Annotated in this window: 14 protein-coding genes and 2 pseudogenes; 6 read left to right on the plus strand and 10 right to left on the minus strand. The window is 68.4% G+C overall.

Annotation, left to right across the window (positions count from 1 at the left end; all coding sequences use genetic code 11):
* Positions 1-50 precede the first annotated feature (50 nt).
* Positions 51-608: a hypothetical protein gene (locus O7605_RS21015; RefSeq protein WP_269740745.1), complete on the plus strand. Its 558-nt coding sequence runs from the start codon at positions 51-53 to the stop codon at positions 606-608.
* Between the two features lie 79 nt (positions 609-687).
* Here the strand turns inward: O7605_RS21015 and O7605_RS21020 are convergent, their stop codons facing one another.
* The 7 genes from O7605_RS21020 to O7605_RS21050 all read right to left on the minus strand — a co-directional run bounded on the left by O7605_RS21020 (position 688) and on the right by O7605_RS21050 (position 8,516).
* The gene (locus O7605_RS21020; RefSeq protein ID WP_269740746.1) at positions 688-1,296 is read right to left on the minus strand and encodes a GTP-binding protein; all 609 of its coding nucleotides are present in this window, start codon (positions 1,294-1,296) and stop codon (positions 688-690) included.
* Entirely contained in the window at positions 1,277-1,654 is a 378-nt protein-coding gene (locus tag O7605_RS21025) for a DUF742 domain-containing protein (protein ID WP_269740747.1), read from the minus strand. Before O7605_RS21025 ends, O7605_RS21020 begins: the two co-directional genes overlap by 20 nt.
* 8 nt (positions 1,655-1,662) lie before the next feature.
* Positions 1,663-2,073, minus strand: a complete 411-nt coding sequence (locus O7605_RS21030) for a roadblock/LC7 domain-containing protein (RefSeq protein ID WP_269740748.1) — start codon at positions 2,071-2,073, stop codon at positions 1,663-1,665.
* Positions 2,074-2,090: 17 nt separating this feature from the next.
* A complete protein-coding gene (locus O7605_RS21035) occupies positions 2,091-4,490 on the minus strand; it encodes a nitrate- and nitrite sensing domain-containing protein (protein ID WP_443083954.1) in 2,400 nt (799 codons plus the stop codon).
* 119 nt (positions 4,491-4,609) lie between these two features.
* On the minus strand, positions 4,610-6,238 hold the full coding sequence (locus tag O7605_RS21040; RefSeq protein ID WP_269740750.1) for a prenyltransferase/squalene oxidase repeat-containing protein: 1,629 nt from the start codon (positions 6,236-6,238) through the stop codon (positions 4,610-4,612).
* Between the two features lie 26 nt (positions 6,239-6,264).
* A complete protein-coding gene (locus tag O7605_RS21045; protein WP_269740751.1) occupies positions 6,265-7,185 on the minus strand; it encodes a terpene synthase family protein in 921 nt (306 codons plus the stop codon).
* The gene (locus tag O7605_RS21050; RefSeq protein WP_443083997.1) at positions 7,182-8,516 is read right to left on the minus strand and encodes a cytochrome P450; all 1,335 of its coding nucleotides are present in this window, start codon (positions 8,514-8,516) and stop codon (positions 7,182-7,184) included. Before O7605_RS21050 ends, O7605_RS21045 begins: the two co-directional genes overlap by 4 nt.
* Positions 8,517-8,749: 233 nt before the next feature.
* Here O7605_RS21050 and O7605_RS21055 point away from each other — a divergent pair, with 233 nt between their 5' ends.
* From O7605_RS21055 to O7605_RS21065, 3 genes and pseudogenes are all read left to right on the plus strand, one after another.
* Positions 8,750-9,730 carry a helix-turn-helix domain-containing protein gene (locus O7605_RS21055; RefSeq protein ID WP_269740753.1) on the plus strand — a complete coding sequence of 327 codons (981 nt, stop codon included), beginning with the start codon at positions 8,750-8,752 and terminating at the stop codon, positions 9,728-9,730.
* Positions 9,731-10,051: 321 nt separating this feature from the next.
* A pseudogene (locus O7605_RS21060) lies at positions 10,052-10,243 on the plus strand (hypothetical protein); the annotation flags it as partial.
* A 290-nt stretch (positions 10,244-10,533) separates the two neighbouring features.
* The gene (locus O7605_RS21065) at positions 10,534-11,055 is read left to right on the plus strand and encodes a helix-turn-helix domain-containing protein (RefSeq protein WP_269740754.1); all 522 of its coding nucleotides are present in this window, start codon (positions 10,534-10,536) and stop codon (positions 11,053-11,055) included.
* 32 nt (positions 11,056-11,087) lie between these two features.
* On the opposite strand, the gene O7605_RS21070 is transcribed toward O7605_RS21065, so the two are convergent.
* Positions 11,088-11,702 (minus strand): phosphoesterase PA-phosphatase, encoded by a 615-nt coding sequence (locus O7605_RS21070; RefSeq protein WP_443083955.1) that lies wholly within the window; start codon positions 11,700-11,702, stop codon positions 11,088-11,090.
* Positions 11,703-11,928: 226 nt separating this feature from the next.
* Here O7605_RS21070 and O7605_RS21075 point away from each other — a divergent pair, with 226 nt between their 5' ends.
* On the plus strand, positions 11,929-12,420 hold the full coding sequence (locus O7605_RS21075) for a hypothetical protein (protein ID WP_269740756.1): 492 nt from the start codon (positions 11,929-11,931) through the stop codon (positions 12,418-12,420).
* Between the two features lie 13 nt (positions 12,421-12,433).
* Positions 12,434-13,588 (plus strand): annotated as a pseudogene (locus O7605_RS31960) (MAB_1171c family putative transporter); the annotation flags it as partial.
* Positions 13,589-13,672: 84 nt separating this feature from the next.
* Here the strand turns inward: O7605_RS31960 and O7605_RS21080 are convergent.
* Both O7605_RS21080 and O7605_RS21085 read right to left on the minus strand, forming a co-directional pair.
* Positions 13,673-14,704 (minus strand): S1C family serine protease, encoded by a 1,032-nt coding sequence (locus O7605_RS21080; protein ID WP_269740757.1) that lies wholly within the window; start codon positions 14,702-14,704, stop codon positions 13,673-13,675.
* Between the two features lie 300 nt (positions 14,705-15,004).
* Positions 15,005-16,402: an extracellular catalytic domain type 1 short-chain-length polyhydroxyalkanoate depolymerase gene (locus O7605_RS21085; RefSeq protein ID WP_269740758.1), complete on the minus strand. Its 1,398-nt coding sequence runs from the start codon at positions 16,400-16,402 to the stop codon at positions 15,005-15,007.
* Between the last annotated feature and the right edge of the window lie 149 nt (positions 16,403-16,551).

Raw genomic sequence — 16,551 nt, forward strand, 5'->3', positions numbered from 1 at the left:
TCGCTTAGGGGCCCACCGCGGATTCTCGGAGACACCAATCGGAGGTTGCTTTGGCGATCTTGCTGGCCAGCATCGACGCCACGCCCACCCCCGGCCGGCGAATGATGACGATCATCGGCGGCGACTTCGACTCCTTCGGTCACCCCGAAACCAACGCCGCCGTCCTCTGCTGGGCAGGCACCGAACAGATCCAGCTGTTCAGCGAGATCAGCGATGGCCACCGCCCACATGTGACGGTGGAGGCCTGGGACGGGCCGGCACCGACCGACACCGGCGAATGGGAGACCCACGGGCACGCCGAACTGCATTCCACCAGTGGCACGCTGGGTATCAGCATCTTCGACGAGAAGATGCTCACCCCGTTCATGCCCATCGGAGCGCCGGGAACCTACCTCGTCGACGTGCATGCCGCCGGCAGGCGTCAGATCCGTGGGTTGTACGGGAAACCCGCGTGGTTCGCCGACGAACTACCCACCGGCATCGAACGTTTCCTGGTCCGTGTCTGGCCCAAGCACAGCGCCACCAGCACCTCACCCGACAGGCCGCACGGTACAGCCACCAACCCGCGACCGCCGGGTGGTCCGCTGGTGGCACCGGATCACGGGTAGGGCCGGCACAGGCCGCGGTGGTGGCTGGACCGTGACACGGACCGGTCGACCTCGATCGTGCGTCGGGTCAGCTCGCCGGTCAATGACCTACGGGCTCGGGTCTGCGGGTCAGCCCCTGCTTCTTGACATGCTCGATCAGCGCCACGAGGACCTCTTTGGACGACTGCCGTTCCCGCGCGTCACACATCATGACTGGCACGTCCGGGTCGAGGTCCAGGGCCAGGCGAACTTCGTCGAGGCTGTACTGGCGCGCGTTCTCGAAGCAGTTGACGGCAACGATGAACGGCAGCCTCGCGCGTTCGAAGTAGTCGACGGACGGGAAGCAGTCGGCGAGCCGCCTGGTGTCCGCCAGGACCACGGCACCCAGGGCGCCGATGGTGAGTTCGTCCCAGACGAACCAGAAGCGGTCCTGGCCCGGCGTGCCGAACAGATAGAGGACGAGTTCCTCGCTGATGGTGATCCGGCCGAAGTCCATCGCCACAGTCGTGGTCGATTTCGCCTCGACACCGGAGATGTCGTCGACTCCCACGCCCTGCTCGGAGAGGACCTCTTCGGTCCGCAGGGGCTTGGTTTCGCTGACGGATCCCACGAGGGTGGTCTTGCCTACGCCGAAGCCACCCGCGATGAGGATTTTTATGGCGGTGGGAAGGGTCGCTTGGCCCGTCCGCTCAGAGTTGACGTAGTCCATTGATGAGCGCCTCGAATACGCTGTCGTCGGGAAGGGTGGCGGCTTGGCGAGGGTCGTTCACCTGAACGAATCCCTGAGCGATCAGTCCGTCGAGCAGCACTCGGACGGTGCCAAGGGGCAGGCTGAGATGCGCGGCCACTTCTGCGAGTGCCAGCGGCCGTTGGCACAGGTGAATGATCCTGGCCTGCTCTGGTGCTATCCCCACCTCCGACGGCGGGACCGATCGGGTCGAGAGGACCAGAGCGACCACGTTGAAGCTGTTGGCTGGCTTGGCCCGCCCGCCGGTGACGGCGTACGGCCGGACCACCGGCCCGGCTGCGTCATCTAACCAGACCGGTTCTTCGTCGGGCATCGTCATGGCGGCCCCTAGTTGTTGGTGTGCTGACTCGGCCTGGTCGGGGAGGCGAGGAACTTGCCGGCTCGCGCGACGACCATCGCCATTTCGTACGCGACAAGTCCGACGTCGGTGTCTTCGGCCGCGAGGACGGCCAGGCAGGCGTTGCTCCCGGCCGCGGTGACGAAAAGGAACGACGACCTCATCTCGATGATGGTCTGTTGAACGGGTCCGCCGCCGAACCGCTTGCTGGCGCCCTTCGCGAGGCTCTGGATCCCCGATGCCATCGCGGCCAGGTGTTCCGCGTCGTCCCGGCTGAGCTGGGCGGAGGATGCCATGAGCAGCCCGTCAGCGGAGAGCACGATGGCATGCTCAGCCTGCTTGACCCGCCCGACCAGGTCGTCGAGCAGCCAGGCCAGATCGCCCGTGGAATTCTGCTGCACTTGCCCGTTCCTCTTTCTCACCGGTCGGTTTCGGCCGCGGACGTGTTGTCGGCGGCGTCGGGTTGCTCGTCGTCGGCGGCGTCGACGAGACGTGCGGCGTCATCGCGGCCGCGGCGGGTGCCGGATTGGTAGGAACTCATCATCCTTCGGATGTCGTCGGGGGATCGCCCCGCCTCGTCGTCCGGTGGCTGTGTCTGGCCTGGGGACGATTCGCGCAGTTGTCGCGCGATGTTGGCCTGGCGGACCCTCATCGGCAGGCCGTGCTCGGTGTGCTCGGTGTGTCCGGCAGCAGGTCCGGGCCGCTGTTTGACGCTGGGCGTGCTCTTGACCGGCTCCTCGGTGACCGTGGCGGCGGCGTCAGCGGCGGCACGCAGTGGACGCACCGCTGGCAGTTCCATCGTTTCGCCGTGCACGGGTGCGGGCTCGGCAACGGCGAGCGAGGTCTGCCGCGCCGTGGTGACCCGCTGGGCCTCGCCTGCGGCAGCCGGGTCCCTGGTCACGCCCGCGGTCGGAGCGGGACCGGCGCCGATCGGGTCGGCGGTCGCCACCAGGTCCTTGGGGATGAGGACAACCGCCGTCGTTCCGCCGTAGGGCGACGGCTTCAACCGGACCGCGAGGTGGTGCTTGGCGGCCAGCCGACTGACGACGAAGAGTCCCAGCTTCTTGGCGTCGGCGAGGTTGAACTCGGCGGCGACGGCGAGGTCCGCGTTCGCAGCGGCCAGATCGTCCTCGGCCATGCCGAGACCTCTGTCCTCGATCTCGATGGCGAAGCCGTTGGCCACGAGCTGCCCGCGCACCTCGACGGGGGTGCTCTTCGGCGAGAAGGTCAGGGCGTTCTCGATCAGCTCGGCGAGCAGGTGGATGATGTCGCCGGCGGCCCGGCCGGCGAGCGCGACCGACCCGAACGGCATCACCTTCACCCGGGTGTAGTCCTCCACCTCCTGCACGGCAGCGCGGGCCACGTCGACCATCGGCACGTTGCGGCGCCAGCCACGGCCGGGCGTCGCACCCGACAGGACGATGAGGTTCTCGGCGTTGCGCCGCATCCGGGTGGCGAGGTGGTCGACGCGGAAGAGGTCCTCGAGTTCGTCGGCATCCTCCTGCCGGCGCTCCATCTCGTCGAGGAGGGTCACCTGGCGGTGGACGAGGGCCTGGGTGCGTCGGGCCAGGTTCAGGAACACATCGCGTACGTTGCGGCGTAGTTCTGCCTGCTCCACGGCCGTACGCACAGCGGTCTCCTGGACGGCGTTGAACGCCTGGCCGACCTGCCCGATCTCGTCCGAGCCGAAGTCGAGGGGCGGTGCCTCGACGGCGACGTCCACCTTCTCGCCGCGCTGCAGCCGCTCGACCACGGCGGGCAACCGCTCGTCAGCGAGTTGGTGAGCCGCGTCCCGCAGCCGCTGCAACTGCGCCACCAGAGCGCGCGCCGTCGTGATCGACAGCACGATCGACGCGGCAACGGCGATCGTGCCGAGACCCGCCGCGAGAAGCAGCCGGATGATGACCCAGACGGCGACGCCCACGGCACCGGACACGATTCCGTTGCCACCGGCGGTGACGACTTCCTGCAGCTCGGACTGAGCGTCGTCAACCACACTGCGCCACTCGGCGGCCTCGACGGGCAGGCTGGACCGGGTGCGGCTGGTCTGTGCGACGCTGTCTTCGATCGCCCGAAGACGGCGGAACGTGTCGCCAGCAAGCAACTGCTCATATCGAGCGCGGTCGGCGGGTGACAGCTGGATCGAGGTTTCCGAGCCCGCGAACCGTTGGGCGCCCACGAGCTGCGCGAACTGCGCCTGCTCAGCGGCGGTGATTCGACCGCTGGCGAGGACGCCACTCAAGAGCGCGTCCTCTTGCGAGATCAGCTCCCCCATGCGGTTCAGCTGGATGAGCGCGGCAGCGTAACCCGCGATCGTCTTGTCGTCCAGGCTCGCCGTGGCGTGGTAGATGCCGAAGATCGAGTCGATCGAGTCGCCGAAGGCCTTCGCTGCGCTCGAGCGGTCGATGGTGCGTGCGTCGACCTGCTTCCTGATACCGCCCAGGGCGTCCAGACTGACGTAGGCGGCGTCGAGTCGTTGGGCCAACGTGGCGCTGCCCGCCAGATCCGTCTGCCAACTCCGTGCTGACTCGGTGAACGTCGCGGCGAACTGCTCGGTCTGCCGGCGCTGCGTGTCCAAGGACGCTCGCGCTTGACTGTCGTCGGAGCCACCCAGGTAGGCCAGCGTGAGTCGGCGTTCGCTCTGCAAGGCGGTCAGCAGGGGCGCGCTCGGCTCGTACACCTTGCTGTTCAGCGTATTGACCCAGAGCAGGTTGAGACCGTCCCGGAGGGTCACCCACGCCGCGAACGCCCACAGGGCAGTGAGCGACAACAACATCGCGACCACTTTGGTGCGGATATTGGTACTGCGAAAGCGCATCACACCGTCCCAGTCGGCCGTTGCACCTGGCTAAGTCCTCGGTGAATTTCTGACGCCTGCGCGTCCCACATCAACGGCGCGCGACAACGGGAGCACGCTAGCAGCGTCCAAGAAGGTCCTCAAGCGTCCCTGATCACCGGCTTGCTGGCTGCCTGCCGCGGTTTGGGGGCAGTTGTCGTGACGGTCGCCGCAGTTATCTCGTGCCGTTGCCGCACAAGGTGCAATGCGGCGAGCACCGCAGCGCGGACAATCGCCAGCGGGTGGTAGAGCTCCTTGCCGTACCACAGGGGAGGGGCAGGCTCCCGGCCCGCCGTCTCACAGAGGTACGCGTAGCCACGCCTCGTGGCCGCCTGGACCTCATCGGCCCTCGGGCGTGCTGCCAGGATCACCTGCAACGCGTACGCGGTCTCCTCAGCGGTGCCGTCCCACCGTCCCCACGACCCGTCGACCCGCTGCGTGGACAGGACCCAGTCGACCGCCCTCGCCACCGCGTCGACCGCGGTGGGCCCGCGGCCGAAGTCCTGAAGAGCGAGGGCACAGCACATCGTGGCGTAGTACGGCGAGGCATGCCATCGGTCGCGCCACTGCCCGTCCGGCTGCTGGCGCTCCCGCAGCGCCACCGTCAACCGATCGATGGCGGCCAGGTACCGCGGCTCCGGATCGACTCCGCTGGACACGTGCTGACCGAAAGCGTCCAGGACGTGAGCGTTGGTGGTGACCGACCACCCGTCCTCACCAGGCCAGGTGCAGAATCCGTCCGCAGTTTCGTATGCCCAGAGAGGGCCGGGGTCCACAGGCTGGCCGAGATGTCCGAGCGCACACAGCGCCACGGCCGTGGTGTCTGCGTCGGCGGGCAGCCCCGGCCCGGTCGGAGTGCCCAGCGGGCTCAGCGCGGCGCGCAGGGTTTCCACGATGCGCGGCGGCACCTCGACTCGAATGCCGGCCCGTGCCAGTCCGCTCACCACCCACGCCGCTTCGAAGACAGTGATGGGCAACGGACACGGCACCGGGCCGTCGCCAGCGACAGTCGCCAGATGAGCCAAGGCTTGGTTGCTGGAGGGGCCCGATTCGGTGTTGCCGATCCAGGCGGCGGTTGCCGCCGGTGAGGCGCCGACGGTCCCGGGCCCCGCCGGTCGAATGCCTGCGGCGCGAGCTGCGGGACCCAGGACCTCCAGGAAGTGCACCAGTTTGCCCGGCAGTTCGACTCCGGCGGCAAGAGCTTGTCGGACCTTGACGAGACGGCCGTCGTCCATCCCCGTTGGCAGGCCTAACCGCCCGCCGTACCAGGGTTCGAGGCGCGGCACCGCCATGTGCTCAAGCCGGGCGAGATGCTGGTTGATGCCCGCCACGAGGGACGGCACGATGAGATCCGCACCTGGCGTGTCCGGCACCAGCAGATCAGCCTGTAGCCAGGTAGTGAGCGCCTGCAGGCTGCGGGCGACGGCAGGGGCCAGGCGCGCCGCCACGTGGTCCCGATGTGCGCTCGGTCCCGTGGAGCGGAGGGTCGCGAGCAGCGCGTCGGTGGCGCTGAGGGTGGGAACCAGCGCATACCCCTGCGGTGGACCCCACCCTCCGTCCGCCCGCTGCGTCCGCAGCAGGAATGCGATGCGCTCGGCATGCCCCCCCAGCCGCGGCGACAGCGACACGAGCCGAGCGGTCTCGTAAACCGATGGGGCGACCTGACCGTGCGGCTCCGCCTCCAGCCCGGCGATCAGATCAGCTACGGCACCGGCAATGTCGCCGTTCAATGTATGGACGGGGATGGCCGGGCGGCTCACAGGCTGCCCCAGAAGTCCGACACCTGGTAGAAGCCGGCGGTGAACGAGATCTGGCGTCGCAGAAACGCGGCCTGTCGGGGACACGTTTTCTCCAGTGGCTCGATCAGTTCGTGGCAGCTCTGGATGATCGCGTTGAGCCTGGCGGTCACTTCGGTTCTGCTCACGAGCATGAGCGCGTTGAGATCTCCCCACTGGAGGTCGCGCTTACTTGTGCCCAGGTCGTTGATCAACCGGATGGCGCGCTGCACCTCGCGGCTGGCAGCCAACAGGTCGTCGACGTGGTCCAAGCAGTCCTGGTCGCCGAGATGGGCCCAGTGCGTCACGCTGACCAGCACGACAGCGGCGTTGTCCGCGTTGGCGAGGTACTCGTCGAGAGTCAGCGCAGTACGCCGCGAGGCCGGTGGCGCCTGGCACGCGATCTTCCATCGCCACTCCTGCGCCATCGCTGCGACCATGCGTCCGATCTCGTCCCGCCACATCGGGCCCATGGCCGCGAACGCCGGCGCCGACACCAACTCGTTCCGTATCTCGGCCAGCAGCAGTGCCAGCGGGTGTCCACCGTCGACGCACGGATCGCCGTTGGCGGCTGTGACGCAGCTGGCGACGAGCGCCTGGACATCGTCGTCCGTCTGCGCGAGGTGGTCGAACTGCCAGTCCGCCGCAAACACCCACAGCACGGTCCGAGCTGTCAGCCTCAGTTGGTCGCCTGGGTACTCGGGGGCGGTGAACGCTACTGACATCGCGATGCCGCTGATGAGCGCCGCGTCGAAGGGCCGCGCCGCGAACAGGTCCTGATGGCGCGTCACGACCTCGTGCAGGTCGCGATCGAGAGTGACGGCCAGCGCGCAGACTCGTGCCTGCTCTTCAACAGTGAGCGCGTCGCCCGTGGCGACCGGGACATGCGGGCTGGGCGTCACGAGACTGAGGAGTGGTCGTGCCGCGGCAGCAGTGTGAGGGTGTTCGGCCGGGGCCGCAGTGAGGCACCGAGCCGCGCTTTGAGGTCGGCCGGCTCCCCGAGTTGGAACCGGTACCGACTCAGCAGCGTGGCGATGATGATCGGGGCCTCAAGGAGGAAGAGGTGCTGGCCGACGCACTGGTGCGGGCCTCCTCCGAAGGGAAAGTAGCTGTAGCGGTGCTCCCGCCTCGGGCGGTCGGGGGCGAACCTCTCCGGGTCGAATGCCTCAGGGTGATCCCAGAACTGTTCCATCCGCTGGGTCGCGTACGGGCTGACCAGGATGGTTGCTCCGGCCTCGATCCGGACCCGACCAAGGACCTGCTCCTCGACCGCTGTTCGTGGGATGTTCCAGCCGGCTGGCCAGAGGCGCAGCATCTCATCCAGGACCATCCGGGTGTAGCCCATCCGTGGGATGTGTGCCCGCTGTACCGGCCCACGCCCGACCACCTCGTCGACTTCGGCGTACAGCCGGTCGGCAACCTCGGGGTACTTCTCGAGGACCGGCCACAGCCAGGACAGGACACCGATCGTGGTCTCGGTGGCCGTACTGAACATGGCGACCACGTCGCTGCGGACCTGCTCCTCGCTGACCTGAAGTCCGTTGGCCCTTGGGCGGCACAGCGTGGCGATGATGTCGTCGCCGTCGCCCGGGTTCGCGCGCTCCGCGCGGATGATCGGTAGGACCAGCGCGTCGATGGCCGCGACCGCCTTGCGGAACGCCCGGTCACCGGGCAGGGGAATCCAGTAGGGCACGCCGGGCGCGAGCAGACGAACCACCATCGTCCGGGTGATCGTCCCCAGGTGACCGAAAATCTCCAGCGCGTCGCCTACGGGGATCTTTCGCCCGAAGAGTACGCGGGTTGTGGCTTGACACACGATCCGCGACATCAGGGTCATGGCGTCCACAGCCGCACCCTGTCGAGCCGGCTCACCCAGCGCGTCAATCGCCTCGGCGATGGCGACCGCCATCTGGTCGACCAGCCGCTCGACACGCTGTTTGGTGAACAGCGGTTGCAGGGTGTCCCGGCTGGACTCCCACACCTCTCCCTCGGTGACGAGGATCGCCTCCCCGACCACCCGGCGGATCGAACGCCAGAGCATGCTCTCGCCGTCGCGGATGTAGGTGGTCCTGTCACGCAGGATCTGCTGTAGGTGCTCGGGGTGGGTGACCAGGTAGGGGCGCATGGTGCCCAGGTTGAGACGTACGACCTCACCGCCGGATTCGCGTCCGAAGTGGACAAGAGCCGCGAGCGGGTCCCGGAGCACACGCGGCAGTGTGTCGCGCAGGGGAATGGTCCTGGCGCGGCCGGCGGGTTTCGCCTCAGGCATGAGCACCTCCACGAGCTGTTGTCCTCCGAGCGTATGGCCAGGCAGGCCCCCGCAGCAGGGGCACTGCATGATCAACTTTCGCGTTCTATCGATAACTCCGGATTTGTCTGAGGTGGACGGCGGTCCGGTGGATGCGGCTCTGCGAGACGAGGTGATCATCGGTAACATCCCGGACTCGGCTCAGAGGGTGGGTGGAGGTGAATCCGTTGCTGCCGTGCGAGGTGCTCGACACGTCCGTGCTTCCACCGAGTGACCGTTTCGAGCGCTGGTACGAGGTCATTGCCCGCGAAGCCGCTCCGACCTACGTCAAGAGCCCGCATCTTGCCGACTTCAAGGCATTGGCCAAGCGAGTATCCCTGGGAACTGTCCTGCTGGCTGAGTTGCGCTACCCAACCCTGGACACCATCCGTTCGCCACGGCTGGTCAGGCGGTCGCAGCCCGACACCTACCAACTGGTGCTGATGACCACGGGAGAAAGCGTTGCGCACCAGGAGCGCACCCAGTCCTCCGTGCCGCAGGCGTCGTTCACCCTGCTGGACAACAGCAAGCCGTTCACTGGCACCCACTACGCGTCGGGGCCGACGCTTGCGAGCTCCATCTCACTTGTCATCCCCCACCAGGCGTTGCCGCTGCATCCAGACAAGGTGCGCGGGCTCCTCGCAAGCTCAATCAGTTCTGACACAGGCATGGCGGCTCTGCTTGCTCAATTCGTCCGCCGGGTGGCAGCGCGCCCCGAAGAATTCGCCCCGAGCCAGGCGGCGACGCTGGGCGCGATAGCGCTCGACCTCGCGGCCAGCACCCTGGCGCAGCGCTTGGCTGTTCAAGAGCTGCTGCCGGTCGAGGTCCGGGAACGTACGTTGCGTACCGAGATCGAAGCCTTCATCGAGAACAACCTTGGCCGCACTGATCTGACCCCTCGTTCCGTCGCCGCCGCGCACCACATTTCGCTGCGAATGCTCCACCGGCTCTTCGCGTCCGAGCAGCACACCGTGGCGGAGCTGATTCGGCACCGGCGACTGGCTCGGTGCCAGCGGGATTTGCTCAATCCGTTGCTCGCCGATCGACCGGTCCACAGAATCGCGGCTCGTTGGGGATTTCCGGCCTACGCGCATTTCAGTCGGCTTTTCAAGCACACTTTCGGCATGTCGCCGCAGCAGTACCGCGACCTGCACCGTTAGTTCCCGGCCGACCGTGGCTCCGCGCTGCCCGGCGGAGAGTTTCGAGTCCGGTGCGTCCTTGACGGGCGCGGCTGCTGAGCTGCGAACGCGCCACGGGCCGTACAAGACGGCACAGAAGTGCAACCTTCTGGCACCAGCGGTCAACATCCCAACTGTTCGTTGATCGCAAACTGGAGCAGCGAGCGGGACCCGGGCGATAGGGCGGGGGCTACCAACGGGGGTGCCTCTTTCGTTCGGGACGCTGCACCGTAGGCCACACCTCGGTGTCACATCGCCACCGCTTCCCACCGCCCGCACCGCCCCTCGGGGGGTGGGAAGCGGCGCTTGCGACTGCGCGTACGCGACCAGATCGACGGTCGCCCACGTGGTGTGTTGGCCCGGTTCGGATCGTCCCGGGTTCGGTTCCGCGAGTTGGCCCTGCGCGGCGAGTTGCCCGGGGTCCGCAAGCGTAGCGGTGACGACACCACCCAACGTGCCCTAGGTGGGCGAGGTGTGCAGGGGGATCGGGGCTGACAGGGCCGGTGACCCCGGCGGAGGTGTCCGGGGCCACCGGCGGCCAGATCGCGGGGTCGGTGCAGCTGCGATGTGCGGCGCCGCCGGCCGGGCCGTCTCCCTCGTGCCGGTGGCATCTCGGGGGCGGACGCGCAGCCAACGCGGTTCGCACATCCCCCGTGCTGCGGCCAGGCCGCGTCTGGCGATCGATACCCGACCGTGATGCAGTCTCCACCTGTCGGGGACGTCAAGCCGGGATAGTCCGTCACTATCGTTGTCCACTGCGGTGCTACGGCCACCAGAGTGGTCGGGTGTCGCTAGTGAAGCATGGTCGATCCGCACCTGCAACTATTGTGGATCGCAAATCCCGCTTCATCACCATTGTGGCGCGCTGGGATGGGAGGACGGTCATGGCGGACGGTGGCGCAGGCGAAGGTGGACCCTCCTTCGCCGCGCGGCTCAGACACCTGATCGACACGCACGTCAGGCCAGGTACCGGCGAGCCGTACTCCCCGGACGATGTCGCCAGGGGGACGGGCCTGTCGACCAGCTACGTGAACTATCTGCTCAGCGGCGAGCGGGACAATCCCTCGCGCTCGGCGATCCAGCAGTTGGCGAACTTCTTCCGGGTGCAGCCCAACTACTTCTTCGATCCGGTGGCGGAGTCCGAACCCGACGAGCTTGACGTCGATCCCGACCTGGCGACCATCACGGTGCTGGCGCGCGGGCTGCCACCGGGAGTCCCGCGCGCCAGCCTGCGCAGGATCGTGGAGCAGGTCGCCGCTCTGGAGGCTCGCAACAAGTCGGTGCGCCGGGGCCGGCCGACGCGCTAGCCGGACGTTTCCCAGCCCTGGCGAGCCAGGGCCTAGCCGATCAGCAGGAACGTCGGCACCGTCACGATGAGACCCACCGCGGTCCCGGCGATCACCTGACCGACGGTGTGCTCGCCAAGCTCCACTCGCGACCAAGTTACGAGGACGACCCCGGCGGCGGCGAGAAGCAGAGCCGGTCCGAAGACGATGACCAGGACAGCGGCCGAGCCGGCGGCGACCGCCGCGTGGATGCTCAACTTCCACACCAGGTTGACCAGGGTGACGGCCAGACCCAGCGCGAACATCACGACGACCATGGCGATCACCGGCCGGGGTGCCCGGAAGCCGACCAGGAGGGCCAAGCCGACCAGCACCGAGACGAGCCCGTACACCAGTGGCGTGCGCCGCTGCTCGCGTACCCGGATGTGATGGTCGCTGAGGCGCCCTCGGCGCACCCCCCACCAGATGAGGCTGTTGGGGATCACCGAGCAGAACAGCGCGCCCACCAGCGCCCAGCCGAGGCCCGGCCCGACGGCCGGCGCGCTGGTCCGCAGGGCGACGACGAACGGCATGACCGCGGCCAGGAGCGCTGGCGCGAACACCTCGGTAACCACCCGAGCGATTCGGGTGGAGGGGCTACGGCTGGCGGAGTCGCGGGCATCGAGCACCTGACGCATTCTGCCGCTTGCGGTACCGCCCGGGACGGGCCACCAGTGGGACCGTTGCCGCCGCCGTGCTCCAGGCCCTGAGAGTCGGCCGGCTTGGCTATGCTGCCTGTCTGCGACCGCCACCATCGTGGCTGAGGCGTGCGCTGAACGCCGACATCGGCGGCCGGAGGGATGCAGGAGCGAAGGGCTGTTTCGGGCACCGTCCGCAGAAGGGTCAGAACAGACGATGTGGCACCAGAAGCGCCGGGCACACCGGCTGCTGCGTCGGCTCGATGTCGCCCTGCCGGTGCCGATGACCGTTCCGGCGTTGGTGTCGGCGCTCGAGGAGGAACGCGGTCGGCCGATCCATCTCGTCGCGATGACCGTCGACGAGCCGGCCGGGCCGTGCGGGCTGTGGGTGGCGACGGCCGAGGCCGACTATGTCCTCTTCGACCGCGACTCGCCGCCCGTGTTGCAGGTCCAGACAACGTTGCACGAGCTGATGCACATCGCGCTGAAGCACACCGGCACGACGGTTGTCGCCGGTGCCGACCCTGTCGAGACGGTACTGGCCAGATCGTCGTCGTCCTTCGACCAGCAGCAGGAGATGGACGCCGAGCTGCTGGCGACCTACCTGGGAGCTCGGTTGGACCGGGTCGAGGAGGTAGGCGCCTTCGAAGACCTGCACGAGGACACCGCAGCGGTGATGTACCGCATCGCCGCGGCGCTGACCCACTAGACGGGAATGGCAGATGTTTGTCGCTGTCGGCCATGTGGTCGCCGCGCTCGTAGCCGTTGCGGCGCTCGTCGTCAAGCTGGGCGCCCTGCTGCGAGACCCGAAGGACCAGAAGATCTGGGCGAGCGTGGCGATCTGCCTGGGCTGTGGTCTCGCCGTCACACTCGGCTGGGCGCCGGTCCACAGCACCGTCGACCAGTTCACCCGCGTACCGAACCTGGCGAAACTCGCCGAGCACGGCTCGGCGCTGCTGACGGCCACCGCCATCCAGTTCCTCTTCCTGCACCTCGGTGACCCGCAGCGGGCACGGCGGCAGATGCGTCGGCGGTTGGTGCTGCTGGCCGGGGTGTTCACGGTGATGGCGACGATGTTCTGGGCGGCGGACTTCCCGACCTCCGAGCCACTGCGCTTCGCCGACCGGTACGGGGACCTTCCCGAAGTCGGCGTCTACATGCTGGCGTTCCTGCTGTACCTTGCCGTCTCCGTGGCCGACATCCTGCGCATGTCCCTCGGCTACGCAAGGTACGCCGGCACCCGACTGAAAGTCGTCATGCGCCTGCTCAGCGCGGGAGCCGCGTTCGGCGGCGTCTACGTCGGCCACAAGGCATTCTTCATCGCTCTGAAGCTGGGCGATGTCAGCGCGCCGTGGTCGGAACCGGTCGTCTCACAGACCCTTGTCACCCTGTCGGTGTCGTTCACCTGTTCGAGCTTCGTGCTGTCGACGATCTGGAAGCGCGTCGACGACCTGCGTGCCTGGCCGCGCAGGAGCGAGGCGTACCGGCAGCTGCACGAGCTGTGGTACCTGCTGTATCGGGCGTTCCCGACGATCGCGCTGCAGACGCCGCGTCGACCTGAACGTGCCCGCGGCGTCGCGTGGGGCGTCGGCCAGCGACTGTACCGGCGATGCGTGGAGATCGGTGATGGACTGCAAGCCACCGGCCAACTGGACCCACGCCTGAAGGCGGTGGCCCGGCACCGTGCCATCGAGGCGGGCTGGGACCGGGACCGGGCAGCCGCGGCCGGCGAAGCGGCGGCCATCCTGTCGGCGGTGCGCCGCCAGCGGCAGGTACGACTCGCTCGCCCTGAGGCTGGTGCCGGACTGGAGCAGCGGTCGCCGATGATCGAGCGGATGGACGTGGACGCGGAGGCGCGGCGGCTAGGGATGATCTCCGCCGCGTTGCGGGAACCCTTCGTACGCGCCGCCGCAGCCGACGCCGCCGACTCTGGCCCCGAGGTACACCAGAGCCGGGCGACCTCAGCGGGTGGCGGCGGTCGGCGTGACCCTGGTCTGCCGGGTGTCGCCGCCGCGCAGGTAGGTCATCGAGACGGGCTGGCCGGGCTCGACCGACCGCAACGCGCCGATGAACGCCTCAAGCGTGTCGATGCGCTCACCGGCCACCTGCGTGACGATGTCCCCGGGCCGCAGACCGGCGGCGGCCGACGGACCGTTTTCGTCGACGTCGCGGACCAGGACCCCTCGGTCGGTGCCGGCATTCAGCGACCGGGCGATCTGGGGGGTCAGGCGCGCCACGGCCACCCCGAGGTACGGCTGGGTGACCCGGCCGTCGTCGAGGAGGTCGTCGGCGATGTCCAGGGCGGTGGCGGCGGGGATCGCGAAGCCGATTGACACCGCGCCGGTCTGCGGCGGCAGGTAGGCGTCGTTGATGCCGATGACCCGGCCGGAGTAGTCGGCGAGCGCGCCGCCCGAGTTGCCGGGTGAGATCGCCGCGTCGGTCTGGATCAGGTCGACCAGGGCGTTGCCCTGACCCGCCGAACCGGGGATCTCCCGACCGACGCCGGAGACGATGCCGGCGGTGACGCTGTTGAGGAAGCCCAGTGGGCTGCCGAGCGCGAGGACCGGCTCACCCGGTGGCGGAAGCTCGGTGTGGAACGGTGCGGGCGGCAGGTCGGCGCGCTCCGCGCGGAGCACGGCGAGATCGGTGACGGCGTCGGCGGCGACCACCCGGGCCGGTACGCGGGTGCCGTCGGCGAGGGCGACCTCCACGTTCTCCTCGTCACCAACGACGTGCTCGTTGGTGAGGATCAGCCCACCCTCCCGGAACACGACCCCGGAGCCGAGACCCTGACCGACCCGAACGGTGACGACCGAGGGCTGCAGTCGGGCGACGATCTGTGGCAGATCGGCTGCGGCCGGTGCGGGCGCGGCCGACGACGCGGCGGTCGGCGCCGCAGCCGCTCCTTCGTCGTCGGCGGCCGTGCAGCCGGCGGTGGCGATCAGCATCGCTCCGCCAGCCAACAGTGCCACCCAGCGCGATCGGACCGTCACGGTGTAGTCCTCCCGGTGGTAGTACAGCGGTCGGGTGCCCTGGCTGGCCCGCTACCCGAACCTCCCGACAGCAAACCCCGCGGCTGCCCGCGAGGTCGGAACGTCACGGTGCCGGGCAGCAACCGTCATCCGTTCGTCGCACTACCCTGCGGCCGGACCGAGCGGCGCGGTCCGTATCGAGATGGAACGGGCGGGCTCGGCGTGATGCCGGGCCCGCCCGTCTCGATCATGATCTTCAGGGTCTTCGGGTGCCGCCGCACGGATCGGTGGACCTGATCGCCCTCGCCCCCGTGGTGGTCGTTATGCGAGGGGTGCGAGGCGGAATTGTTGGTTGGGTTGTCCGTGGCAGTCGTAGAGCTGGATCTGGGCTCCGTTGTTGCTGCTCCAGACGTCGAGGCAGCGTCCGGACTGGACGCCGGTGATGGTGCCGTTGGAGTTGACGTTCCATTGTTGGTTGGTGCCGCTGTGGCAGGTGTAGATCTGGATGGCGGCGCCGTTGCCGGAGCCTGCGGCGTCGAGGCACATGTTGTCGTAGACGCGTAGTTGCCTGTTTGAGGTGTAGGTCCAGGACTGGTTGGTCTGCTTGTTGCAGTCGTAGAGCTGGACGCGGGTGCCGTTGTTGCGGGAGGCGTTGGGTACGTCGACGCAGCGGCCGGACTGGGTGCCGATGATCTCGTTGGCCGAGCCGGAGGGCGGTGGGGTGGTCGGTGTCGGCGTGGGGGTGGGCGTCGGGGTCGGGGTAGGCGTGCCGGTCGGTGGCGGCGTCGTACTGGGTGGGGTCGACCGGTCCAGGCCGAAGAACTGGATGGCGACCCGGGCCATACCGCTGGACGGCAGGCTGTGCCCGGCGCCCTGGATGGCGTAGGCCTCGACCTGGGTGCCGAAGCGGCGGCGGTTCCAGTTTGCCTGCGGGGTGTCCGTGGACGTCGGCGTCTGGCTCAGCCCGTGCACATTGGTCCACTGCTCGATCGACTCCTGCAGCAGTGAGTACGGCACCAGCGTGTCGTTGGTGCCGTGCCACAGCTGGATCGGCGGGCGCGGGCCGGTGTAGCCGGGGTACGCCGCCCGTACCGCGTCGCCCCACTGCTGCGGGGTCCGGTTCATCGAGCCGTTGGTGCAGGGACCACCGGGCGGGTAGGCCGCCGCATTGGCGAAGCAGTTGAACGGTACGCCCATGAAGGACGCACCCGCCTTGTACAGGTCGGGGTAGACCGCGAGCAGGTGCTGGGTCATCATGCCGCCGGACGAGCTGCCCGTGGCGTAGACCCGGTTGATGTCACCACCGTGCTGCGTCCGCACGTAGTTCACCATCGACTCGATGGAGACCGGGTCGCTGCCGCCACCTCGGCGCTTGGACGCGTCGGACCAGGTGTCGAAGCACTTGCCGAAGCCGGCCTCCTGCATGGCGCTCGGGTAGATGACGATGAACCCGTACTGGTTCGACAGCGAGGCGAACTCGCTGCCCGAGTAGAAGCCCGGCCCCGACCCGCCGCAGCCGTGCATGGCGACCACGATGGCGGGATTCGCGGGGCGGTTGTCCGGCACGTAGAGGTGCATCCGCATGCCGCCCGGGTTGTTGCCGAAGTTCGTCACCTCGACCAGCGAGGCGGCGGAAGCCGGCGAGGACAGTACGACAAGACCCAAGCTGAGGAGCAGGAAGCTGGCCAACCCGGCCAACGCCGCCCTGGTTCGTCTCATGGTGCCTCCATTGATGGTGGTGGATACCCAACATTAGGCACTTTCCTGACGACCGTCAATGAAGCACCTAATGTCGTCCGGGCAGGAGGATCGATGGAGGGGCCTGCGCGGCGCGGGCGGGCTCGGCTGATGCCGAGCCCGCCCGGTCT

The organism is Verrucosispora sp. WMMA2121 (genome assembly GCF_027460185.1).
Taxonomy (GTDB): domain Bacteria; phylum Actinomycetota; class Actinomycetes; order Mycobacteriales; family Micromonosporaceae; genus Micromonospora; species Micromonospora palythoicola.

Excerpts from the sequence above, each read along its gene's own strand:
- O7605_RS21075 (WP_269740756.1), top strand. The coding sequence starts at position 11,929 with ATGTGGCACCAGAAGCGCCGGGCACACCGGCTGCTGCGTCGGCTCGAT.
- O7605_RS21020 (WP_269740746.1), bottom strand. The coding sequence starts at position 1,296 with ATGGACTACGTCAACTCTGAGCGGACGGGCCAAGCGACCCTTCCCACC.
- O7605_RS21085 (WP_269740758.1), bottom strand. The coding sequence starts at position 16,402 with ATGAGACGAACCAGGGCGGCGTTGGCCGGGTTGGCCAGCTTCCTGCTC.
- O7605_RS21025 (WP_269740747.1), bottom strand. The coding sequence starts at position 1,654 with ATGACGATGCCCGACGAAGAACCGGTCTGGTTAGATGACGCAGCCGGG.
- O7605_RS21035 (WP_443083954.1), bottom strand. The coding sequence starts at position 4,490 with ATGCGCTTTCGCAGTACCAATATCCGCACCAAAGTGGTCGCGATGTTG.